General features: G+C 74.2%; 16 protein-coding genes. 4 read left to right on the top strand and 12 right to left on the bottom strand.

What is annotated here, in order from left to right; translation table 11 throughout:
• The first annotated feature begins 197 nt into the window (after nucleotides 1-197).
• The 3 genes from ACZ9QC_RS00935 to ACZ9QC_RS00945 are packed head-to-tail and all read left to right on the top strand — an operon-like array spanning nucleotide 198 to nucleotide 4,317.
• The gene (locus tag ACZ9QC_RS00935; protein WP_472918293.1) at nucleotides 198-3,008 is read left to right on the top strand and encodes a cation-translocating P-type ATPase; all 2,811 of its coding nucleotides are present in this window, start codon (nucleotides 198-200) and stop codon (nucleotides 3,006-3,008) included.
• The gene (locus tag ACZ9QC_RS00940; protein ID WP_472918294.1) at nucleotides 3,005-3,664 is read left to right on the top strand and encodes a potassium channel family protein; all 660 of its coding nucleotides are present in this window, start codon (nucleotides 3,005-3,007) and stop codon (nucleotides 3,662-3,664) included. The genes ACZ9QC_RS00935 and ACZ9QC_RS00940 overlap by 4 nt, the downstream gene beginning before the upstream one ends.
• Nucleotides 3,661-4,317: a potassium channel family protein gene (locus ACZ9QC_RS00945; protein WP_472918295.1), complete on the top strand. Its 657-nt coding sequence runs from the start codon at nucleotides 3,661-3,663 to the stop codon at nucleotides 4,315-4,317. Before ACZ9QC_RS00940 ends, ACZ9QC_RS00945 begins: the two co-directional genes overlap by 4 nt.
• 72 nt (nucleotides 4,318-4,389) lie before the next feature.
• On the opposite strand, the gene ACZ9QC_RS00950 is transcribed toward ACZ9QC_RS00945, so the two are convergent.
• Genes ACZ9QC_RS00950 through ACZ9QC_RS00995 form a run of 10 tightly spaced genes read right to left on the bottom strand, consistent with a single transcriptional unit; the run spans nucleotide 4,390 to nucleotide 13,262 of the window.
• Entirely contained in the window at nucleotides 4,390-5,277 is an 888-nt protein-coding gene (locus tag ACZ9QC_RS00950) for a universal stress protein (protein WP_472918296.1), read from the bottom strand.
• A gap of 53 nt (nucleotides 5,278-5,330) precedes the next feature.
• Nucleotides 5,331-5,984, bottom strand: a complete 654-nt coding sequence (locus tag ACZ9QC_RS00955; RefSeq protein ID WP_472918297.1) for a V-type ATP synthase subunit D — start codon at nucleotides 5,982-5,984, stop codon at nucleotides 5,331-5,333.
• Complete coding sequence (locus ACZ9QC_RS00960) at nucleotides 5,984-7,450, bottom strand: V-type ATP synthase subunit B (RefSeq protein WP_472918298.1); 1,467 nt, start codon at nucleotides 7,448-7,450, stop codon at nucleotides 5,984-5,986. Before ACZ9QC_RS00960 ends, ACZ9QC_RS00955 begins: the two co-directional genes overlap by 1 nt.
• On the bottom strand, nucleotides 7,447-9,144 hold the full coding sequence (locus tag ACZ9QC_RS00965; protein WP_472918299.1) for a V-type ATP synthase subunit A: 1,698 nt from the start codon (nucleotides 9,142-9,144) through the stop codon (nucleotides 7,447-7,449). Before ACZ9QC_RS00965 ends, ACZ9QC_RS00960 begins: the two co-directional genes overlap by 4 nt.
• A 47-nt stretch (nucleotides 9,145-9,191) precedes the next feature.
• Complete coding sequence (locus tag ACZ9QC_RS00970) at nucleotides 9,192-9,719, bottom strand: hypothetical protein (RefSeq protein WP_472918300.1); 528 nt, start codon at nucleotides 9,717-9,719, stop codon at nucleotides 9,192-9,194.
• A complete protein-coding gene (locus ACZ9QC_RS00975) occupies nucleotides 9,716-9,943 on the bottom strand; it encodes a hypothetical protein (protein ID WP_472918301.1) in 228 nt (75 codons plus the stop codon). The genes ACZ9QC_RS00970 and ACZ9QC_RS00975 overlap by 4 nt, the downstream gene beginning before the upstream one ends.
• 2 nt (nucleotides 9,944-9,945) lie before the next feature.
• Entirely contained in the window at nucleotides 9,946-10,362 is a 417-nt protein-coding gene (locus ACZ9QC_RS00980; protein WP_472918302.1) for an ATP synthase subunit C, read from the bottom strand.
• Nucleotides 10,359-11,843 carry a V-type ATPase 116kDa subunit family protein gene (locus tag ACZ9QC_RS00985; protein WP_472918303.1) on the bottom strand — a complete coding sequence of 495 codons (1,485 nt, stop codon included), beginning with the start codon at nucleotides 11,841-11,843 and terminating at the stop codon, nucleotides 10,359-10,361. Before ACZ9QC_RS00985 ends, ACZ9QC_RS00980 begins: the two co-directional genes overlap by 4 nt.
• Nucleotides 11,830-12,795, bottom strand: a complete 966-nt coding sequence (locus ACZ9QC_RS00990; protein ID WP_472918304.1) for a V-type ATPase subunit — start codon at nucleotides 12,793-12,795, stop codon at nucleotides 11,830-11,832. The genes ACZ9QC_RS00985 and ACZ9QC_RS00990 overlap by 14 nt, the downstream gene beginning before the upstream one ends.
• The gene (locus tag ACZ9QC_RS00995) at nucleotides 12,795-13,262 is read right to left on the bottom strand and encodes a hypothetical protein (RefSeq protein ID WP_472918305.1); all 468 of its coding nucleotides are present in this window, start codon (nucleotides 13,260-13,262) and stop codon (nucleotides 12,795-12,797) included. Before ACZ9QC_RS00995 ends, ACZ9QC_RS00990 begins: the two co-directional genes overlap by 1 nt.
• A 177-nt stretch (nucleotides 13,263-13,439) precedes the next feature.
• On the opposite strand from ACZ9QC_RS00995, the gene ACZ9QC_RS01000 reads away from it, so the two are divergent.
• Nucleotides 13,440-14,285: a CBS domain-containing protein gene (locus ACZ9QC_RS01000; protein WP_472918306.1), complete on the top strand. Its 846-nt coding sequence runs from the start codon at nucleotides 13,440-13,442 to the stop codon at nucleotides 14,283-14,285.
• Between the two features lie 24 nt (nucleotides 14,286-14,309).
• On the opposite strand, the gene ACZ9QC_RS01005 is transcribed toward ACZ9QC_RS01000, so the two are convergent.
• Nucleotides 14,310-14,555: an acyl carrier protein gene (locus ACZ9QC_RS01005; RefSeq protein WP_472918307.1), complete on the bottom strand. Its 246-nt coding sequence runs from the start codon at nucleotides 14,553-14,555 to the stop codon at nucleotides 14,310-14,312.
• A 2-nt stretch (nucleotides 14,556-14,557) separates the two neighbouring features.
• The gene (locus ACZ9QC_RS01010; RefSeq protein WP_472918308.1) at nucleotides 14,558-16,261 is read right to left on the bottom strand and encodes a dihydrolipoamide acetyltransferase family protein; all 1,704 of its coding nucleotides are present in this window, start codon (nucleotides 16,259-16,261) and stop codon (nucleotides 14,558-14,560) included.
• Between the last annotated feature and the right edge of the window lies 1 nt (nucleotide 16,262).

The raw sequence follows: 16,262 nt of genomic DNA on the forward strand, positions 1-16,262 counted from the left end.
TGCCCCGGACGGCCCTGGTGGTGCCGACCGGCCCGGCAGCAGGGTGAGAACGCGCCGCCGCCTCCGATCGGTGGACCGGCGGAACGTCCGGCCGACTCCCTGGAGCGCGTGATGCAAGAAGCCTCTCGCACGGCCCTCCTCGCGATGCGGACGGGTGCGCCCACGGCAGTCCCCCCGGCCTCGTCCGGAATCGTGTGATGCGCGCGGGTACGGCCTCGTCGGCCGGCGCCGCGGAGGCGGCGGCACCCGTGGGCACGAGCGATCCGTCGCGGGTGCGCGAGATCACCGCCGCCGGTGTCTTCACCGCGCTCGGCACGTCACGGCGTGGCCTCACCCCCGCGCAGGTCGGCGAGAGGCTGGAACGGTACGGGGCCAACGAACTGCCGCGTGCCCGGCGTCGCGGCGTCTGGCGGCAGTTGGGGGCGCAGTTCACGGACCTGTTCGCGGTGGTGCTGCTCGTCGCCTCGGCCATCACGTTCCTGGCGTACGGCCTGCAACAGCCGCGTGACCCCGGCACCCTGCAACTGGCGGTGGCGATCCTGGGCGTCGTGGTGCTGAACGCCGCCATCGGCTTCGCGCAGGAGTACTCGGCGGAACGTACGGCGCAGGCCCTGGAGGCGATGGTGCCGCACACCTGCCGGGTGCTGCGCGACGGTGTCCGACTGGAGGTGCCTGCCCGGGAGCTGGTGCCGGGCGACGTGGTGGTGCTGGAGGCCGGGGACGCCGTGTCGGCGGACTGCCGGGTGGTAGAGGCGCACGAACTGGCGGTGAACAACGCGTCCTTGACCGGTGAGAGCAACGCCGTGGCGCGATCCGCGGACGCGATGACGGCCGGGCCCGCGCTGGAGGCGCGCAACTGCGTGTTCATGGGGACCGACGTCGTCGCGGGGGCAGGGAGTGCGGTGGTCTTCGCCACGGCCGCGGAAACCGAGTTCGGACGCATCCACCGGCTGGCCGCGGCGGCGCCCCGGCAGCGAACGCCTCTGCAGCGCGAAGTGGCCGTCATGGCGCGGCGCGTGGCGGGGGCGGCGCTGGCGATCGGTGCGCTGATGTTCGTCGTGCGGTTGCCCACCGGTGAGTCCCTGGTGCCCTCGTTCGTGTTCGCGCTCGGGGTGATGGTGGCGCTGGTCCCGGAGGGACTGCCCGCCACCCTGTCGGTCTCCCTGGCGATCGGCGTTCGACGGATGGCGCGCCGCCGGGCGCTGATCAAACGGTTGCTGGCGGTGGAGGCCCTCGGATCGACCACGGTGATCTGCACCGACAAGACCGGGACGCTCACCCAGGCAGAGATGACCGTCACCCGGGTGTGGGCGGGCGATGCGGCGCACCCGGTGACCGGGGTGGGTTACGCGCCGCACGGCGAGGTCGCCGACGCGGCGGGGGTGCGCGAGCTGCTGCGGGTGGCGGGCCTGTGCTGCGATGCCAGGCTGGTGCCGCCCGGGAGCCCCGGGGAGCACTGGAGGGTGCTCGGTGACACGACCGAGGGCGCCCTGCTCGTCGTGGCCGCCAAGGCCGGGCTGGACCTCGGCGCGCAGGAGCGGGCGACCCCCCGGGTGACGGAGTTCCCCTTCGACTCGGACCGCAAGCTGATGAGCACGGTCCACCGGGCCGGCGCGTCGTATCAGGCCTGCGTCAAGGGGGCTCCCGCGGAGCTGCTGGCGCGCTGCGTCGACGTGGAGTGGGAGGGGCGGCGCGGGCCTTTGACGGAGCGGGACCGGGTGTCCGTCGTCACGACGGGGGACGAGTTGGCGTCACAGGGGCTGCGGGTCCTGGCCGTCGCACGGCGGGAGGTGGCCGCCCCCCTCCCCGCGCAGGAGGAGGCCGAGTCCGGGCTCACCCTCCTGGGTCTGGTCGGGATGCTGGACCCGCCGCGCCCGGAGGTGACCGAGGCGGTCGCGTCCTGCCGTCGGGCGGGCATCCGGATCGTCATGGTCACCGGCGACCATCCCCTGACCGGGGAGGCGGTGGCGCGCCGGGTGGGCATCGTGCGCCGGCCCGATCCGGTGGTGGTCACGGGGGCCCGCCTCGACTCCCTGGACGACGACGCGCTCGACACGCTCCTCGCCGAGCCCTCCGAGCTGCTGCTGTGCCGGGTCAGCCCCGAGCACAAGATGCGCGTGGTCACCGCGTTCCAGCGGCGGGGCGAGGTGGTCGCGGTGACCGGTGACGGCGCGAACGACGCTCCCGCGCTCAAGCACGCCGACATCGGGGTGGCGATGGGGGCGTCGGGCACCGATGTCGCCCGGGAGGCGGCCTCGATGGTGCTGCTGGACGACTCGTTCGCCTCCATCGCGGCGGCCGTGCGGCTGGGCCGGGCCGTCTACCAGAACATCCGCAAGTTCCTCGTGTACCTCTTCAGCCACAACATCGGGGAGCTGGTCCCCATTCTGGCGGCCACTTTCGTGGGATTCCCCCTGGTGCCCATCAGCGCCGTGCAGATCCTCGCCATCGATCTGGGCTCCGACGTGCTGCCCGCCCTGGCCCTCGGCGCGGAGCCCGCCGAACCCGATGTGATGGACCGGCCGCCGCGCTCTCGCGGGGAACGGCTCTTCTCGGGCTCGGTGGTGGGACGGGTGCTCTTCCTGGGCGGGATCCAGGCGGTCTGTGTCAGCGCCCTGTTCTTCTGGCACATCGGGGCTTCGGGGATCCCTTTCGACGACTTCACCGAGGACACGCCCGCGTACCAGGAGGCGATCACCCTGGTCCAAGCGGGGATCGTGGTCAGCCAGTTCTTCAACGCGCTCGCCGTGCGCACCGACCGGCAGAGCATCCTCACCGTGGGTCTGCTCTCCAATCCGGCCCTGCTCGCGGCGGGTGGCTTCGGTGTGGCCCTCATGGCCGCGATCAGCTATCTGCCCCCGCTGCAGTCCGTCTTCAACACCGCGCCGCTCGACGCCGGCGACTGGGTCGTGCTGGTGGCGCTCGGCACCCTGCCCCTGCTCGCGGACGAGGCGCGCAAGGCATGGCTGCGCGGACGCGCCGACCACCGGAAAGGAGCCCCACGGTGAAGGTGATCGTCATCGGCTGCGGACGGGTGGGCTCCATGCTCGCCGGCCTGCTCGCCAGGGAAGGGCACGACGTGCGCGTGGTCGACCGGCGCCCTCAGGCGGCCCGGCGGCTGCCCGACAGTCCCCGTATCCGCTTCCACGAGGGCAACGGATACAGCCGGTCCGTGCTGTCGGCCGCCGGGATCGAGCACGCGGACGCCTTCGTGGCCGTCACCTCGGGGGACAACAGCAACATCGTCAGCGCGCGTACGGCCAAGGACACCTACCGGGTCCCTGTCGTCCTCGCCCGCATCTACGATCCCCGGCGGGCCGACATCTACCGCGATCTCGGGATCCCGACCATCGCCAGCGTCCGCTGGACCGTGCATCAGATCCACCGGATGCTGCTGCACCGGCATCTGAGTCCGGAACTCAGCTTCGGCAACGGCGAGACGCTGCTGATCCGTTCCGAGGTGCCCGGCTACCTGGTCGGACGGCGGCTGACGGAGTTCGACGTCGACGGGGAGATCCGCGTGGTCGAGGTCACCCGGGCGGGCCGCTCCCTCATTCCCGCCCACAGCACTCCCGCGCTGGCCGGCGACCTGGTCACCTTCGCCGTCGCCGCCACCGCCCTCGGCAGACTGCGCGGATTTCTCGACAAGGAGCTGGGGACGTGAACGTGCTCATCGCCGGGGCGGGACGGCTCGGCACCCAGATCGCCCAGGTGCTCGCCGCGGCCCGCAACGAGGTCACACTGATCGACAACGACGACGCCCGGGTGACCGACCTGCGGGGCCGCGTCCCGGTGCGGCTGGTGGCGGGCGACGCCTGCGAACCGGCTCTGCTGGAGGACGCCGGCGTGCTGACCGCCGATCTGGTCATCGCCACCACCGGCGACGACGAGGACAACCTCGTGATCAGTCTGCTGGCCAAGCGTCAGTTCTCGGTGCCGCGCGTGGCCGCCCGCGTCAACGACGCCGACAACGCCTGGCTGTTCGACGGGCGCTGGGGGGTCGATGTGGCCGTCCCGGCCGCGACTCCTCTGATCTCCCTGATCGAGGAGGCCACCGGCGCCACCGACACCGTCGCCCTGCTCCGGCTCAGCAAGGCGGGCGTCGAGGTCATCGAGACGGCCATCACGGAGCGGTCCAGGACCGCGGGGCGGGCCCTCGGGGACGTGCGGCTGCCCGAGGGGACGGTCGTCGCCACCATCGTCCGCGACGGGCAGCCGACCGTGCCGGACCCGGCGGTCCGGCTCCTGCCCGGTGACGAACTCCTTCTGGTGTCGCACACCGCGACCGAGGAGGAGATCCATGCGGCATTCCAGTGACCGGCCCGCCTTCCGGCGGTCCGCCGGTTCGCGGAACCCGCGGTGGTCCCGACGCCCCCGAGCACCGTGTCCTCAGGTGCGCTCCCCCGCTCCCCGCACGACCGCGACCGGGCAGTGCGCGTGGTGCAGGAGGGCCTGGCTGACCGATCCCAGGATCAGCCCGGCGAAACCACCACGCCCGCGCGCACCGACCACCATGAGCCCAGCGGACCGGCTGGCCTCGATCAACGCCTCCCGTGTACTGCCGTGCACCACCCTGCGCTCCACCTCGACCCCCGGGTAGCGCTCCCGGTGCCCCGCCAGCGCCTCGGCCAGCAGACGCTCCTCCTCCGCCGCCAGGGCACCGGGCGGGTTGGCGTACGGCACCGACGCGTCCTGCGGTGCGGGCAGCGGGGCGTTCCAGGTGGTCCAGGCGTGCAGCGCCACCAGCGGCGCGTTGCGCAGGGTGGCCTCCGCGAAGGCGAAGTCCACGGCTCTCTCCCCGGCTGCCGAGGCGTCGACGCCCAGCAGGATCGGGCCGTCCTGGTGTCGCTGTTCACGCACCACCAGCACCGGACACCGGGCGTGCGCGGCCAGATGCACCGCAGTCGAACCCACGAGCAGCCCGACGAAGCCACCCATGCCCCGGGAGCCCACCACCACGAGTTCCGCGGCACGCGACTGGGCCTCCAGCACCGTCAGCGGCTCCCCGGCGACCACCACATGGCTGACGTCGACCTCGGGCTCCACGGTTCGCGCGAACCGCACCGCCTCGGCCACCAGGCGTTCGACCATGTTCCGCAGTCCGCCCTCCGGCGGGCCCAGCGGAGACGGCCCCAGAGGCACATGCATCGCGGGCCAGACGAAGGCGTGCACCACCCGCAGCCCCGCACCGCGCAGCCGCGCCTCTCGCGCGGCGACCTCCACCGCCGCGAGACCCGACGCCGAACCGTCCACGCCCACGACCACGAGTCCACTCACGACGCCTTCCTTCTGCGCAGACGATCGCGCTCTCGTACGACTGTGCTCCCACCTCAAGATTCACCCCGTCCGTGCTCCCGCGCGCTGGTGGGGGAACGGCCGGTGGCGGCCCACCGTCGCCGGACCCCGTCCTCGTGCTCCGCCTGTTCCAGGGCCAGATCGGCGCGGGCGAGCGTCTCCCTCAGCCGCGGAATCCAGTGCCGTCGCAGGGCACGGACCCGATGGCGCGTCCGCACCACCTCCTCGCCCACGAGTTCGGCCGCGGTACGGGCCGCGGCGTACTCGCCGGCGGCCCGTAGGGCACGGGCGTACGCCGCCTCCGCATGGACGAGCGCCGTGTTCGCGGGAGCCTCGGCGGTGGGCGGGCGGGCGGGTACGGACACGGAGGCGGCCGCCGGATGGCGCACCCCCATGGCGGTGGTCCAGCTCACCTCGGCCTCGGCGGCGTCGATGCCGACGGCGGCCCGGTCGAGGGCCTGCTCCCCGCCGAGCAGCAGTCCCCGAAGGACCCAGCGCTCCGCCTCGGCCAGCAGCTCGCCCCAGGTGTGTCCGGCGGTCTCCGCCGCGTTCAGCAGCCGGGCGTGCTCGGCACTCAGGACGCGGAGCTTCTGCTCCAGCAGATGAGCGCCGCGCTCGGCGACGTCGAGGCTGTGCCGCAGTCTCAGCCTCCCGGCACGACCGGGAGGCGTACGGCGGAGCCCGGTCATCAGGGCGCCTCCGGGTCCGGGGTGGTGCCGGTCGCGGATGTGGCGGTGCCTTCGGGGGCGCGGCCCGCGTCCGGCGCGTCGTCCCCGGCACCCGTCGCCCCATGGGCGTCCAGGAGGTGGGCGGGAAGCATCGAGAGCTGGCCGCGCGGCAGGGTGAGCAGGGCGCTCCAGCCACGTTCCAGGGCCGCTTCCAGTCCGCGCGCCTCGTCGCTGCCCTGGTCGGCGAAGTCCCGCAGGAACGCCTCCTCGAAGTCCAGGTAGCGGCGGTCGGTGGGGGTCAGCGCCGCCTGCCCGACCAGGTCGGCGAGGTCGCGGACCTGTCGGGCGCGGGCCAGGGCGGCCAGCAGTTGCGCCGCGACATCGAGATGGTCGTCGCGGGTGCGGCCGGGGCCGGCCCCTTTGCGCATCAGTCGGGACAGCGAGGACAGCGCGTCCAGCGGCGGATACACACCGCGGGCGTGCACCGCGGGCGAGAGCACGATCTGTCCCTCGGTGATGTAGCCGGTCAGGTCGGGCACGGGGTGGGTGATGTCGCCCGCGGGCATCGTGAGCACGGGCAGCACGGTGACCGATCCGGGACGGCCCCGGACGCGTCCGCAGCGCTCGTACAGGGAGGCGAGGTCGCTGTAGAGGTAGCCGGGGTAGGCGCGGCGGGCGGGGATCTCCCCGCGGACGGCGGAGACCTCGCGCAGCGCCTCGGCGTAGGTCGTCATGTCGGTCATCACGACCAGGACGTGCCGTCCCTCGGTGAAGGCGAGGTGTTCGGCCACCGTGAGGGCGATCCGGGGGGTGAGGATCCGTTCGATCACCGGGTCGTCGGCGGTGTTGAGCAGCAGGACCAGTTCTCCCGCCGCGGACCGCTCCTCCAGCGCGTCGCGCACGAACGAGGCGTCGGCGTGGGTGAGCCCCATGCCGGCGAAGACGACGCTGAACGCCTCACCGGAGACGGTCGCCTGCGCGGCGATCTGGGCGGCCAGCTCCAGATGAGGCAGCCCGGCGACCGAGAACACCGGGAGCTTCTGGCCGCGGACGAGGGTGGTCAGGGCGTCGACGGCCCCGACGCCGGTGAGCACGGGCTCCGACGGCGGCTCGCGCCGCACCGGGTTGATGGGGGCGCCACCGACCTCGGCGGTGCGGGAGCCGAGGACGGGCGGTCCGCCGTCGAGCGGCTCGCCCCGGCCGTTGCAGACCCGGCCGAGCCAGTCCGTGCCGACCGGGACGCGCAGCGGGCCGCCGGAGAACGCCGCGCGCACGCCCTGCGGGTCCATGCCCGAGGTGCCCTCCAGCACCTGGACGACCGCCAGGTCCCGGTCGGCGTCCAGGACCACGCCGTGCCGTCGTTCGCCCGAGGCGAGTGTGATGTGCGCGTACTCGTCCCAGCCGACACCCGAGACGCTTTCGACGATCACGAGCGGGCCCCGCAGCTCGCGTACGGCCGTGTACTCGATCCCGCCGGGCGCGCTCATGGCCGCACCCCGTCCAGCGCGGCGAGCATGGTGTCCCGTCGCGCCGTCACCCCGGTGGCGTCGTGCGGCCCGGTGTCCTCGCGGGCGCGCAGCAGGGGGCCGAAGTCGATCTCCTCGACGGAGGCGGCGGGGACGCCCGCGTCGACCAGGTCGCGGCAGCGGTCGGCGACCGCCAGCGCGGCGTCGGCCAGGGCGGCCGTCTTCTCCGGTCCGCAGTAGGCGTCCCGCTCCGACAGGGCGCTCTGCTGCAGCACGCCCTCCCTGAGGAGCCGGCCCGCCAGGACGCCGATCCGCTCCCGCCCGGGAAGGGCGGCGATGCCGATCAGGTCGACCAGGTCGGCCAGCCGGTCGGCCTCGGCCAGCACGGCCGCGACCCGGTCGCGGCGCCGCGCCCACTCCGTGTCGCCGGCCGCCCGGTGTCCGCCGGCCAGGACCGGGACGTCCCGGGAGAAGGAGCCCGCCCAGGACACGGCCGGGTAGTGCCGGGCGTAGGCGAGGTCGCGGTCGAGGGTCCACAGGCAGCGGACGAAGCGTTCGGTGTGTGCCGTGACCGGTTCGGTCAGATCCCCGCCGGGCGGGGACACCGCGCCGATCACCGTCACGGAGCCCCGGTCCCCGCCGAGGGTGGTCACGGTGGCGGCCCGCTCGTAGAAGGCGGCGATGGCCGAGGCCAGCCCCGCCGGGTAGCCCTCCTCCGCCGGCAGTGCGCCGGTGCGGGAGGCGAACTCGCGCAGCGCCTCCGCCCACCGGGACGTCGAGTCGGCGATGACGACCACGTCCAGGCCCATGTCGCGGAAGTACTCGGCGACGGTCACCCCGGTGTACACGCTCGCCTCCCGGGCCATCATCGGCATGTTGGAGGTGTTGGCGATCGTCACGGTGCGGTCCGTCAGACGCCCGCCCGTCCGCGGGTCCCGCAGCTCCGCCAGTTCGGTGATGACATCGGCCATCTCGTTGCCGCGCTCGCCACAGCCGACGTAGACGATGACGTCGGCGTCGCACCATTTCGCGATCTGCTGGAGCAGCATGGTTTTGCCCGTGCCGAACCCGCCCGGGACCGCCACCGTGCTGCCCCGGGCGACGGGGAAGAGCAGGTCGATCACCCGCTGACCGGTGTTCAGCGCCTCGCGGCTGTCGACGCGCTCTCTGACCGGGCGTGGCCGACGCACCGGCCAGGAGGCGCCGACCGTCACCCGCGTGCCGCCCACGACAGCGGTCACGGCGTCCCCCGGCAGCTCACCGGCTGCGGCGATCTCCGTCACCGTGCCCGCGCAGCCCGGCGGGGCGAGGACCTTCACGCGTACCGGTCCGGCGTCACGGATCTCTCCGACCGCCTGTCCCTCGGCCACCCGGTCCCCCCGCGCCACCAGGGGGGCGAAGGACCAGGCGCGCTCGGACGCGAAGGCCATGGGGGTGCCGGGCCCCAGCCAGTCCCCGGCACCGGCGAGGGGACGCAGCAGGCCGTCGAAGATGCCGCCGAGCAGTTCGGGTCCCAGGCGCACCGACAGCGGGTGGCCCCGCGGTACCGCCGTCTGTCCCGGAGCGAGCCCGCCCGTGTACTCGTAGGCCTGGACGGTGGCCACGTCACCGCTGATGGCCACGACCTCGCCGGGCAGTCCGGCGGGGCCGACGGAGACCAGGTCGTACATCGCGATGCCGCCCCGGTACTCCATCTCGACCAGCGGCCCGGTCACGCGCAGGATCCGGCAGGCCGCCGGCCCGCCTGTCCCCGGGGACCGCGTCACGGCTCCCACAGCACCCGCACCTCCCCTCCCAGTCGGTCGAGGGCACGGTCCGCCAGCGCGGTCAGCGACAGGTCGACCCGTCGTCCCGGTGCCCGCGCCACCACACCCCCCTCGGGATGCCCGGTCACCTCCGCGTCCGGGCCGAGCAGGGCACGGGCGAGCCGCTCCAGCCGCCCGCGCAGATCCGCGTAGTCGTCCGTCCGGCGCAGCTCGCCGACCCGGTCGGCGATGGCCCGGCGCAGATCGTCGTACGCCTCCCGGCGGGCGGAGAGGATGCGGGACCTGGCCTCCCGTCGAGCGCGCAGAAGAAGATCCCGGGCCGCCGTCGCTCCGTCGGCCTCGCCCTGCCGACGTGCTTCGTCGAGGATCGCCGCGGCTCCGGCGCCTGCCTCGTCGAGGACGGCCGCGGCCTCCTTCGCGGCACGGGCCGACAGTGCCTCCGCGTCGGCGCGGGCCGCGCGCAGCATTTCCGCCCGGACCGGGTCGAGCGGGTCCGCCGTGCTCCCGGGGGTCGTCGGCGTCATGGCGGCATCACGGCGATCAGCGGACGTCGGCCCGTGGGCTCCGCGGGTCGCAGACCGAGGCTCCCGGCGGCGGCAGGGGTGAGGATCACGAGATCGACGTCGGTCGGCAGTTCCCGCCAGCCCCGGTGTACGGCACCGGGGTCGTCGGCGACCAGGACGACGACTCCGGCCAGGGCCAGACCCGCGACCCTGGTCCGCTCTCCGAGTGCGACGACGCGTCCCACGGTCACGCCTTCCCGATCAGGATGACGGCCACGACCAGACCGTAGATGGCGATGCCCTCGGCCAGGCCGACGATCACCATGGCCCGTCCGAAGAGTTCGGGGCGTTCGCTGAGCGCGGCGAGTGCCGCCGCGCCGGTGTAGGCGACGGCGACACCGGCCCCGATCGTCGCTCCGGCCACCGCGATCGCCGCTCCGATCAAGGCCGCCGAACCGGATCCCGAGTCGGTGGCCGCCGTGGTGGCGGCCTGCGCGGACGTCCCGCCGAGTGCCACTGTCAGCACGACCGTGGAGACGACCAGGAGTACCGCGTCGGCGGCCACCATCCACCACAGGGCCGTTCGGCCCGAGCGCCTCGCCACGAGACGTACGGCGACGAATCCCGCCACGATCAGGGGCAGGGCCAGGAACCAGGTGATCACGACCGCTCCTCTCTCACAGAGCCGTGTTCGACGCCCGCCATGGTCGGGGGCGCATCCCGAGCACGCTGGACGGGCAGCTGCCAGGGCCGGAACGGATGTCCCTCCGCATCGAAGAGCCGGGAGAACAGCTCGTAGAACTCCAGGCGCAGGGCCTGCACCCCGGCCACGAGCGCTTCCAGCGAGAAGGTCACGGCGTTGCCCACCAGGAACACCGCGACCGCGAGGACGGCGCCGACCGCGCCCCGGCCCAGCAGTGCCGTCGTGGCGTCCCAGACGATCGCACCGAGCGCGGCGTGGGTCAGGCCGAAGGCCGCCAGACGTGCGAAGGACACCACGTTGGAACCGATGCGTACCAGCGTGTCGAAGAGCTGGATGCCGGTCTGCACGGCACCCCCCGGCCCGCCCGCCGTCGTGGCGTACAGGCCGGCCCCCGCCAGCGTCAGACCGGTGACGGCGATCAGGGCCCCGACCGCCCCGTACACCGTCTGACCGAGCCACACGGCCGCGGCGACGGCGACGAGGCCGAGGTACAGCGCCGCCCCGGCGACACCGGTCGTCGAGTACAGGGCCGCCGCCGGTCCGCCCTCCCGCCACCGGTTGACGATCCCGGCGCCGTAGGCCACCGCCAGCAGCACGGCCCCCAGTCCGACGGCGGCGCCCAGCAGCCGCATGGGCTGCTCCAGCGGTTCCAGCCAGAGCACCGGCAGCGCTCCGGTCGGACCGAAGAACTCGCCGTACGCCAGCCCGGCCAGGGTGGCTGCCGCACCCGCCGCCGCGACGAACGGCCACAGCGGGCGCAGCGCCGCCGCCCGGCGCGGTCGACCCGCGCGCAGCATCAGGGCGCCGAGAACCAGCAGCAACCCGTGTCCGGCGTCGCCGAACATCAGGCCGAACATCACCACGTACACGATTCCCGCGGGCAGGGTGGGGTCGAGGTCGGTGTACGGCACGGTCCCGTACGTGCTGACCAGGGGTGTGAAGGAGCGCCGCACGGGCCTCGCCGGGCCCGCCGAGGGCGCGGTGCCGGCCCCCGCCAGCAAGGTCGGTGGATCGACACCGCGCGGGGGCCGCAGCGGCACCAGGGCGCCCCCGGCGACCGCGACGCGCGCCGCTGTCGGGCCCACCTCCGCCTGGGGGCACCAACCGGCCAGGGCGGCGACCCCACCGTGCCGGACGGCACTGCCGAGACGTTCCTCCAGCTGCGCCTCGCCCGCCAGCAGGTCCGCCCTGCCCTCGCGCTCCAGCGCGTCCAGGTCGGGGGGAGCCTCGCTGAGAACGGGGGGTGCGGCCGACTCGACGCGCAACCGCTGCAGCCGCCTCGCCGCCGGCCCACGGGTGTCCGTTCCGCCGTCGTCGGCCAGATCGATCTGGACGCAGCCCGCTTCGGCGATCCGCACGAGGCTCTCCCGCAGCGTCTGTTCGGGGGCCACGAGGGCCACCCTGCGCATCCGGACCGGCATCGCCGTCTCAGCCCGGCCCATCGGGCACCTCCACGGTCCAGTGCTTCGACCCGCCTCCCCGCGCGGCCAGTTCCAGCGCGCCGCGCGTCCGCCAGGCGTCGGCCGACAGCAGGGCGACGGCGCCCACCACGGGCTGTGGTCCGAAACCGGACCGGCGCAGCAGCTCACGACCGTCCTGGTCGACCGCGTGCCACCACCGGCCCTCCGCCCGCCACAGATCCGCCGACTCGTCGATGTCGTCGAAGAGCCAGCTCGCGGTGGGCGGCAGCGCCTGCCGGAAATCCGCGTAGGCGCCCGAGGCGACCGCTCGCGGGCCGAGCAGCCGCGCCGCGCGGCGGAGGCTGACATCCGGCAGGCGACGGCGGAGGACCAACGTCTCGCGGCCGAACTGAAGAGCGACCCGAGCCGCCGCCCAACGCGCCGCGTCGGGAACGGCGTCGGCGAGCCGTACGGCGGCGGAGATCCGCATGCCGGAGGCGACGGCGGCCGGGGAGTCGCCTCCCGGATCACCCCAGGAGGAGGACGCGAGCGCGGTGCGCAGCTCCGCCGCGGAGCGGGTGCGGGAGAGGCGGGGCCAGGCGATCGCCAGCGCGCCCAGACGGTGGGGCGGAGGGCGGAAACGTTCCGTGCCCGGACCGGGCCCGTGGGCGTCGGGGGCCATGCCGCTGAGGTGATGCATGACGTTCGAGATCTCGAAACCCGCGGCGAGTGCCCGCACCGCTCGGGCCCCGGCGGAGGGCTGCCAGCCCGCGAGCACCCGCAGATGCCACAGGAGGGTCGAGGAGATCGCGCGCTGGGCCTCGGCCGTCGTGGCGCCCACGGTGACGTCACGACGGTAAGCCGTGGCCGCGAGGTGACGCAGGGCCTCGTCGAGCGTGCCGGACGAGGCCAACTCCCCGGCGCCCTCGCGCCCGAGGCACCTGGTGCGCAGCGCCCGTGCCCTGGTCGTCCCGGCCACCCAGCCTGCGCCCATCAGGACTCGGCCTCCTGTGCCGGCGACGGCAGCCGGTCCGCCGCGATGTCCTCCAGCACCAGCGCGACGGCCCGCTCCGCGAGATCGCTCGTCCTGGTCCGCGCCGCCTCTCGTACCGCGGCCGCCTTGCGGTCCGCGTCAGCGAGCATCTCCGCCGCTTCGCGTTCGGAGGCGCGCGATGTCTCCTCGGCTGCCCGCGCCCGGGTTTGGTGGGCCTGCCGACGCGCCTGGGCCAGGATCTCCGCGGCCCTGCTCTCGGCCTCACGCCGTCGCGCGGCGGCTGCCGCGGCCGCCTGTCGGCGCACGTCCCGCGCCGCTGTCTCCGCCTCCTCCAGCAGGGCCAGGGGCGGTGCGAGTTCCGCGCGCAGCGCGGCGCTCCGGTCCGCCGGGATTCCGGCCGGTGGCGACGCCCGGCCGGGCGTCGCCACCGGCCGGAATCGAGTGAGAAAGTCCCGGAAACCCGTCATGAACGCTCCTCCAGGCGGGCTCGAGAGCCCCGCTTCCCACTCTCCTTGATAGCCACCGCGATGTCGCGCCGCGCGGGGCCACCGGTCCCGGGATCGGGGCCGTTCGGCCCGGAGGCCGCACCGGTACCTCGGTGCGAGACTGAGCTCGTAGGGCGACGGCACACCCGGGAGGCAGCCGTGAGCGACTTCGAGCAACGCTCCACGGAACAGGAGGCCCGCGGGACCACCCCGGGCCGCCCCTGGACCCCCATGGAGGAACCGCGGCAGGCCGCGCTGCACCGCTATCTCGCCGCGGTCGCCACCGCCGCGTCGACGAGGGACACCGCGGAAGCCCGTCCCGCGGACGCCGAGCTGAAGGCCGAGGCTCCCGTGTCGGTCCCCCGGGCCCCCGCAGTGCCGCGCGTCCGGGATGTCATGCGCGTGCCGGCGGCTTCCGTGCCCGGCGATCTGCCGTTTCTGGACGTGGCCCACACACTCGCTCGCGCGGGGGTGAGCGCCGTACCGGTCGTCGACGCCGACGACCGCGTGATCGGGGTCGTCTCGGAGTCCGATCTGCTGGCCAAGGTGGCCGTGACGGCGGAGCCGCGGCGGCACGGCCTCGCGGGAAGGCTGTGGCGACACCGCCTGTACGAGAAGGGCCACGGCGACACGGCGGCGACGCTGATGACCTTCCCACCGGTGACCGTCCATCCGGAGCAGCGCGTGGCGGACGCGGCCTGGACGGCCGCCCACGCCCGGCTGAAGCGGCTTCCCGTGACCGACCACCGGGGCCGACTGGTCGGTGTGGTCGGCAGGGAGGACCTGCTGCGTGCCCTGATCCGTGACGACGACGAGATCCGCAGCGAGGTCGAAACCCTGGTCGGGCAGAGCCTGTTGGATCCGCGCACCGTCGAGGTGACGGTGGAGAACGGTGTGGTGACGCTGGGAGGGCGGCTGGACAGGGAAGTCGTCCCCGAACTGCTGGCGACGGTCGGTGACATCGACGACGTGGTCGAGGTCGTCGACGCCATCGACGCGAGGTGAGCGGCTCCCGTCCACGGGAGGGGGTCACCCGGCTCGGGCGAGAAGGAAGTCCGCCCCACCGTTCAGCGTGGTGAGCCGGGACGTGTCCTCGTCCTCGATACGGATGCCGGACCGCTCGCCGAGGATCTCCACGAAACTCAGGAAGTCCAACGAGTCCATCTCCAGCACGTCGCGGAACGGATCGTCGGGTCCCAGGCCGGCGACGTCGGCGCCGGGGACGGCCCGGGAGATCGAGTCCCTGACCAGGTCCAGTGCTTCGGCTCGGGTCATGTTCACAGCTGCTCCGGATTCTGCAGGAGTCGGGTGACGGTCGTGAGGTACCGCGCGCCGACCGCGCCGTCCGTCGCCCGGTGGTCGGCCGAGAGGGTCGCGGTGACCACCGGCCGCACCCCGAGCAGGCCGTCGACCGCGCGCGGCTGGTCGGCGATGCGCCCGAAGCCGACCAGGGCCACCTGCGGCGGGTGGATCACGCCGAAGACGCTCTCCACGCCCTGGTCGCCGAGGTTGGTGACCGTGAGGGTGGCGCCGGACACCTCGGAGCCCCGGAGCCTGCCCGTGCGGGCCCGCGTCACCAGGTCCTTCAGCGATGCCATCAGGTTCGGCAGCGCCAGGGTGTCGGCGTCGCTCAGGGTGGGGGCGAGAAGTCCTCCGCCGCGCAGGGACACGGCCACGGCCAGGTGCACGCCCTCGCCCGGCGTGAAGCGGTCGTCGACCCAGAAACCGTTGAGTTCCGGAACGTCGCGTGCGGCCAGAGCCGCCGCCTTGAGCAACAGGGCGGCCGGCAGCAGCCGTTCACCGACCGGGGTGCGACGGTTGTGTTCGTGCAGCCAGTCCATGGCGGCGGCCATGTCCACGGTGGTGGAGAGGTGGTAGTGGGGGATCTCCCGGTTGGCGCGGCTCATCAGGTCGGCGATCGCCCGGCGCATGGCCGCCCGGGGGACCGCGGACGGTGCCGGGGCGGCGGGCTGGGCCGGGGCGGCGGGACCCACCGCCGGCGGACGCACGTCTGCGGGCGTGGACCGGGCCGGTGCCGTCGGGCCGGGTGCCGCGCGGCGTACGTCCGCGGCGCGGACCGCCGAGTTCCTGCCCGTCGCCGTCACCGTGCCGAGGTCGACACCCAGTTCGGCGGCGAGCCGCCGGGCGAGTGGAGTGCTCCGCACCCGGGCCGGGGTGCCGCCGCGGGCAGCGGCCCTCTCCACGTCGGCACGGGTGACGCGCCCTCCGGGTCCGGAGCCCCGCAGCGTCCGGAGATCGACGCCGCTTCGCTGCGCCAGGTGGCGGGCCAGTGGACCGGCCTCCGCGTGGGCTTGCGACGACCGCTCCGGGAACGAGCCCTCCGGGAGGGGGGCGGAAGCGGTCACGACGACCGGGGCGGCTTCGGATTCGCCTTCGGATGCAGCATCGGCATCGGCATCGGCTACAGCTGCGGCCTCGGTTTCGCCTTCGGCTTCCGCTTCAGCTTCGGCACCGCCTTCGGCTTCAGCTGCGGCCTCGGTTTCGCCTTCGGCTTCCGCTGCGGCTTCGGCTGCGGCTGCGGCTGCGGCTGCGGCTGCGGCTGCGGCCCGGGCATCCGCGCCGCCCCCGGCCTCAGTGACCACCCCGGTGGTGGCCGCCAGGTCGTGCTCGTCTCCGGCTTCCCCTACGGGCTCGGCCGTGGCCGGCACCGGCCGTTCCGGACGGTCGCTCGGCGTCCGGGTGCTGCGGACCGGCCGCCTCGCCGGGCTCTCCGGGGCCGGGCGCCCCGCCGGCCCGATCACCGCCAGAGGCGTCCCCACCGGCACCGTCGCACCCGGCTCCACCAGCAGCTCCGTCATGGTGCCGCTTTCGAAGCACTCCACCTCGATCGTCGACTTCGCGGTCTCGACGACGGCGACCGGATCGCCCTTGCGGACCGGTTCCCCCGGCCTCACCAACCACTCCAGCAGTGTGCCCTCGTCCATGTCGGCGCCGAGGGAGGGCATGGTGAACTCGCCCATG

This window comes from Streptomyces sp. HUAS MS02, assembly GCF_055702265.1.

Coding starts and splice junctions, on each gene's coding strand:
- ACZ9QC_RS00985 (WP_472918303.1), bottom strand. CDS start 11,843: ATGGGCCGGGCTGAGACGGCGATGCCGGTCCGGATGCGCAGGGTGGCC.
- ACZ9QC_RS01010 (WP_472918308.1), bottom strand. CDS start 16,261: ATGGGCGAGTTCACCATGCCCTCCCTCGGCGCCGACATGGACGAGGGC.
- ACZ9QC_RS00970 (WP_472918300.1), bottom strand. CDS start 9,719: ATGACGCCGACGACCCCCGGGAGCACGGCGGACCCGCTCGACCCGGTC.
- ACZ9QC_RS01005 (WP_472918307.1), bottom strand. CDS start 14,555: ATGACCCGAGCCGAAGCACTGGACCTGGTCAGGGACTCGATCTCCCGG.
- ACZ9QC_RS00955 (WP_472918297.1), bottom strand. CDS start 5,984: ATGACCGGGCTCCGCCGTACGCCTCCCGGTCGTGCCGGGAGGCTGAGA.
- ACZ9QC_RS00995 (WP_472918305.1), bottom strand. CDS start 13,262: ATGACGGGTTTCCGGGACTTTCTCACTCGATTCCGGCCGGTGGCGACG.
- ACZ9QC_RS00960 (WP_472918298.1), bottom strand. CDS start 7,450: ATGAGCGCGCCCGGCGGGATCGAGTACACGGCCGTACGCGAGCTGCGG.
- ACZ9QC_RS00935 (WP_472918293.1), top strand. CDS start 198: ATGCGCGCGGGTACGGCCTCGTCGGCCGGCGCCGCGGAGGCGGCGGCA.
- ACZ9QC_RS00990 (WP_472918304.1), bottom strand. CDS start 12,795: ATGGGCGCAGGCTGGGTGGCCGGGACGACCAGGGCACGGGCGCTGCGC.